The organism is Streptomyces sp. SID3343 (assembly GCF_009865215.1).
Lineage (GTDB): Bacteria > Actinomycetota > Actinomycetes > Streptomycetales > Streptomycetaceae > Embleya.
In genome coordinates this window covers 1-4779 of record NZ_WWJX01001336.1, presented here as the reverse complement: position 1 = coordinate 4779, position 4779 = coordinate 1, and the positions used below count along the sequence as shown (strand labels likewise).

Sequence of the window (4779 nt, the reverse complement as noted above, 5' to 3'; positions counted from 1 at the left end):
GGGCCGGAACGGGTGGACGTGCACGGCGACCACGTGTGGGTCGAACCCCCGGTACCGGTCCGGCTCGTGGGTCTCGACGGCACGGCCGTGCTCCACCCGGCCGAATCGTCGAGGCCGAGTCGACCGTGCCGGTTGCCGCGTTTGGGTTGCCCGGCCCACCCACCATCCGCGGCCAGAGAGGAGCACGGGCATGCCCGCCAACCCCGACCCGCCCGACCACCGCGGCCCGGTCCCGCCCGGACTGCCCACCCCCGCCGAGGTGACCCGCGACATCGAGCGGATGCTCGCCTTCGGTTCGCGGCTGCCCGGTACGCCGGGCCACGACGCGTTCGTCGACTGGCTGGACGCGGAGTTCACCGAGGCCGGCCTGCGGGTCACCCGCGACCGGTTCGCCTTCGAGCGATGGACCGCCCGAAAGTGGTCGTTGGAGATCCACGACGGCACCGCAACCCGCCGGGTGCCCATCTCCGCCCCCTACACCCAGTCCCGGAGTACCCCTCCCGAGGGCATCACCGCGCCGCTCGTGTACACCGGCCTGGCGCCCGGGCCGGACCTGCCCGGCAACCTGCTCGACGTGCACGGTGTGGCCTCGGCGTTGGGGCGCGCGGCCCGCGACCTCGGCAGCGCGCTCGCGGCGACCCTCGCGTCGATTCCGGGCGGTGTCCGTGGCCGGATCGTGGTCGTCGACGCCCCCGTACCGCCTTTTCCCACGGGCCTGTTCGACCTCCTGCGCACCGACCGCCACGACCCCGAGCACACGATCCGGCGCGCCGACGACTACAAGCGCGTGTGGACCGCGATGTTGACGCTGCCCACGCTGGAGCGGCTGCGCGACGCGGGCGCGGTCGGCGCGGTGTTCGTGCTCGACGCGTCGGCACCCAACGCCGCGGGGCAGTACCTCCCGTTCATTCGCCCCGCCCAGGATCTACCGGCGCTGATCGTCGACCGGGAAACCGGCCGCCGGCTGCGCCGACTCGCCCGCACCCGGCCGACGGCCCGAATGCTGCTCGACGCCGAGACGGTCACCGCGATGTCGGACTCGCTCGTCGCCGAACTCCCGGGCGCCCGCGACGACGCCGAGGTCGCCGTCGTGCACACGCATACCGACGGAATGAACGCGTTCGAGGAGAACGGCGCGCTCGCCTCCCGCGTGCTCGCTCGCCGACTCGCGGCGAAACCCCGCTCGGAGCGCCGACGTTCGCACGTGTTCAGTTGCGTCACGGGGCACTTCGGCCCGGACTTGCCCGAGACCGTGGGATTCGTCGAAGGACACCCGGACCTGATTCGGCGCGCCGCCGTCGCGCTGACCCTGGAGCACCTCGGCGCGCTCGAATGGCTCGACGACCGGCACGGCTACCACCCGACGGGTCGCGCGGAACTCGCCGCGATCTTCCACTCGCCCACGCCCGTCGCGGGCGTCGCCGCGCGGGCGTTGCGCGCGGTGGACCTACGCCGGACGCAACTGCTGCGGCCGATCCGCGGCACGTTCTTCGGTGTCGGCGCCGAACTGCACGCGGCGGGCATCCCGAGTGTGGCCTACATCCCCGGCCCCAACTACCTGTTGGCATCCGCCGACAACGGCCATCTGGACAAGCTCGACCCGGCGCGGATGGCCCGGGAGATCGCATGGGCGGCCGAACTCCTGGACCGCCTGGAAGGCGACTCGGCGGCCACCCTCGCAGACGGCATGACCACGGCGCACCCGGCGCGCCCCGTCCCCGGGTCGAAGCAGGCCGGGTCGAAACGGACCGGGTCGAGGCGGACCGGGTCGAGGCAGGCCGGATGGTGGCGGGAGCGTCCGTGAAGACCGACGTGGGCGCCACGCCGTCCCCGCGTCGGCCGGGTGCCGTGGTGGTTCGCCGTCCCCGCAGCGGCGGCCCGTCTCGTGCCGCGGCGATACCGGACCTGCCGAGCGCTCGGCCGATTCGCCTTGGCCGGGCGATCAGGAACGCCCTCCGGTGGTGCCGTCGGAGAGTACGTCGGCGAGGTAGGCGTCCAGATCGGGGTGCTCGGGGTCGAGCATGTGCCGCACCCACGCGTCGCGTTCGTGCAGGATCGGGGGCAACTCCCAGACACAGCCGATCCAGGGCCGTTCGAGGCGGACGAAGTGGGTGGGATCGTCGTCCGGGCAGCCGATCACCGGTTGACCGGCGGCCGCGCCGGCGAAGTGCACGACGTTGTCCCATACCCAGCTGTACGCGTTGAGGTAGGCCCCGTTGTCGCCGCCGCGATGCAGGACGACGAACGCGGCGGCCGGCGTGCCGTCCGGCTCGGGCAGCAGGTCGGGAAGGCGTGCGTACGCGGCCCGCTGCACGTCGGCCTCGATGCCCGCCGGGTCGGCGGTGACGTGGTATCGCTTGACTCGTCGGCCGCCGACCACGATCTCCGGATGCACCCGCAGCAGTTTTTCCGTGAAAGCCATGCCGGACGGTAAGGCCCGTCCACTGACACCTTGTGTCAGCCGAGTCGCCGCCACCTACCGACACGGAACCGGTCGGACGAGGCTCAGTCCCGGGGCAAGGCCGATTCGATGCGGTACTGCTCGATCAGGGCCTCGAACCGGTCGGGGTCGCCCCTGCCCCAGACGACCGGGTGCGTGTCGCCCACCAGCGCGCGCACCCGGTCGGCCACCGCCGCGGCTCGGACGCCCAAGGTGTGCACGCCCAGGACCAGTACGGTGCGCTCGTCGCCGGGATCGGCTTCGTCGTGGGTGCCGACGGTGAACTCCCATGGGACGTCGCAGGGGCCGGTGTGCTCCTCCTCCGGGCACAGCATCCGGGCGATCGGATGCTGTACCGCGAATGCCTCGCCGCTGTCGGCGAACCCGTGGACCCGGATCTCGTGCACCTGTGGTTCGTCCTCTACCGGCATGCGGCCTCCGCGCTCGATCCCGACTCCCGTGCAAGGATCGGACGGTAGCGAGGGTCGGCAGCCGGCGCATCGGGTTTTGCGGCCGTGCGGGGTCGCGGCGGACGACGAAGATCTTTCGCCGCGCCCGTCGACACCTCTACCGTGGAGCCGGATTTCGACTGGGGGAGCACCGTGGCCGGCATATCGACGCGTACCTTCACCCTCGCCCCGTGGCCGTGGCGCATCCTGCCGTGGGTCGAGATACCCGACGGCCTGACCTTCACGCTGTTCGACGTGGATCCGAGCGACGACATGCTCGGTCGTCGAAAGGTCGCCGGCACGCCCGCCGAGGTCACCGAGTGGCAGCACGCGCACGACGCGTTCCTGGCGGAATTGGGCAGGGCCGAGTCCGAGGTGCGCCACGAGCACGGGGTGCGGACCGTCACCAGGTTCATGGCGGACCGGACGGTCGTGCGCCGCCGCCGGGGGGACCTGCGGCCCGGGCGCCGGGCGCGGTCGCGGCAGGCGTTCGAGCGGTGCGTGGCGCGGATGCGGGCCGCGGACGCGAAGTATCAAGGGGTGCGCGAGGTGATCGAGCGTCGGTTGGCCCAGGGCGCCGACGAACGGCCGAGCGATGTCGGCGACAGGTCCTAGAGTCGACGCGCGGACCTTGTCGGCGCAAAGAGAAGTGGATCTTGATGGGCCTCCTTGACCAACCTTCCGGTTCCTCGGCCGGAGTCGACCCTGATGCCATTCGGATCGTCGGAGCGCGCGAGCACAACCTCAAGAACGTCTCCCTGACCATTCCCAAGAACCGGATCACGGTCTTCACCGGCGTCTCCGGTTCCGGGAAGTCCTCGATCGTCTTCGACACCGTGGCCGTGGAGGCGCAGCGTCAGCTCAACGGCACGTTCACGTGGTTCATCCGCAACCAACTGCCCAAGTACGAACGGCCACTCGCGGACGCGATCGAGAACCTGACCACGCCCGTGATCGTCGACCAGAAGCCGATCGGCGGCAACGCCCGCTCGACGGTGGGCACGATGAGCGACATCTTCGCGATGATCCGCGCGCTGTTCGCCAAGCACGGCGGCCCGGATGCCGCGCAGGTGAACCTGTACTCGTTCAACGACCCCCAAGGCATGTGCACCGAGTGCGACGGCCTCGGCAAGACCGTGCGGGCCGACGTGGACCGGATGCTCGACCGGACCAAGTCGCTGAACGAGGGCGCGATTCTGCTCCCGGGCTACAAGGTCGGCGGCCTGGAGTGGCAGATGTACGCCAACTCGGGCCGAGTGGACCCGGACAAGCCGTTGAACGAGTACGACACGCGGGAGATGCACGAGTTCCTGCACGGCACCGACGGCAAGGTGACGCTGAGCACCGGATCCGGTACCTACTCGATCAACTACGAAGGGTTGCATGATCGTTTCACCCGACTCGGCGTCAAGCGCGACCTGACCAACGTCAGCGACCGCACCCGCGATGCCATCAAGCCCTTCCTCACCGAGGGCACGTGCCCGGCGTGCGGAGGCGACCGGCTCAATCCCGCCGCGCTCGCCACGCGGATCGGCGGGCGCAACATCGCCGACTGGGCACGGATGCAGGTCAGCGACCTGATCGAGGTACTCGCGGAACTCGACGACCCGCAGACCAGGCAACTCGCCGGCACCGCCCGGATCGCGCTGGAGCGGGTGGCCGCGATCGGTCTGGGATACCTGAGCCTGGACCGCGCGACGGCGTCGTTGTCCGGCGGCGAGGGGCAGCGGCTCAAGCTGGTCCGACACCTGGGCACGAGCCTGACGGGGATGACGTACATCTTCGACGAGCCGAGCACCGGCCTGCACCCGCGCGACGTCGGGCGGCTCAACGACCTGCTGCGCGCGCTGCGCGACAAGGGCAACACGGTGCTCGTGGTCGAGCACGACC

The 4779-nt window shown here is 71.0% G+C and carries 4 protein-coding genes and 1 pseudogene; 3 read left to right on the top strand and 2 right to left on the bottom strand.

Annotation, left to right across the window (positions count from 1 at the left end):
• Nucleotides 1–190 precede the first annotated feature (190 nt).
• Nucleotides 191–1804 (top strand): hypothetical protein, encoded by a 1614-nt coding sequence (locus GT354_RS42440; RefSeq protein WP_161362174.1) that lies wholly within the window; start codon nt 191–193, stop codon nt 1802–1804.
• A 138-nt stretch (nt 1805–1942) separates the two neighbouring features.
• On the opposite strand, the gene GT354_RS42435 is transcribed toward GT354_RS42440, so the two are convergent.
• Nucleotides 1943–2422: a hypothetical protein gene (locus GT354_RS42435; protein WP_161362172.1), complete on the bottom strand. Its 480-nt coding sequence runs from the start codon at nt 2420–2422 to the stop codon at nt 1943–1945.
• An 83-nt stretch (nt 2423–2505) separates the two neighbouring features.
• Nucleotides 2506–2871 carry a hypothetical protein gene (locus tag GT354_RS42430; RefSeq protein WP_161362170.1) on the bottom strand — a complete coding sequence of 122 codons (366 nt, stop codon included), beginning with the start codon at nt 2869–2871 and terminating at the stop codon, nt 2506–2508.
• A gap of 141 nt (nt 2872–3012) precedes the next feature.
• Between GT354_RS42430 and GT354_RS42425 the strand changes: the two genes are divergently transcribed.
• Nucleotides 3013–3504: a hypothetical protein gene (locus GT354_RS42425; RefSeq protein WP_161362168.1), complete on the top strand. Its 492-nt coding sequence runs from the start codon at nt 3013–3015 to the stop codon at nt 3502–3504.
• 44 nt (nt 3505–3548) lie between these two features.
• Nucleotides 3549–4779 (top strand): annotated as a pseudogene (locus GT354_RS42420) (excinuclease ABC subunit UvrA); the annotation flags it as partial.

Coding starts and splice junctions, on each gene's coding strand:
- GT354_RS42435 (WP_161362172.1), bottom strand. CDS start 2,422: ATGGCTTTCACGGAAAAACTGCTGCGGGTGCATCCGGAGATCGTGGTC.
- GT354_RS42430 (WP_161362170.1), bottom strand. CDS start 2,871: ATGCCGGTAGAGGACGAACCACAGGTGCACGAGATCCGGGTCCACGGG.
- GT354_RS42440 (WP_161362174.1), top strand. CDS start 191: ATGCCCGCCAACCCCGACCCGCCCGACCACCGCGGCCCGGTCCCGCCC.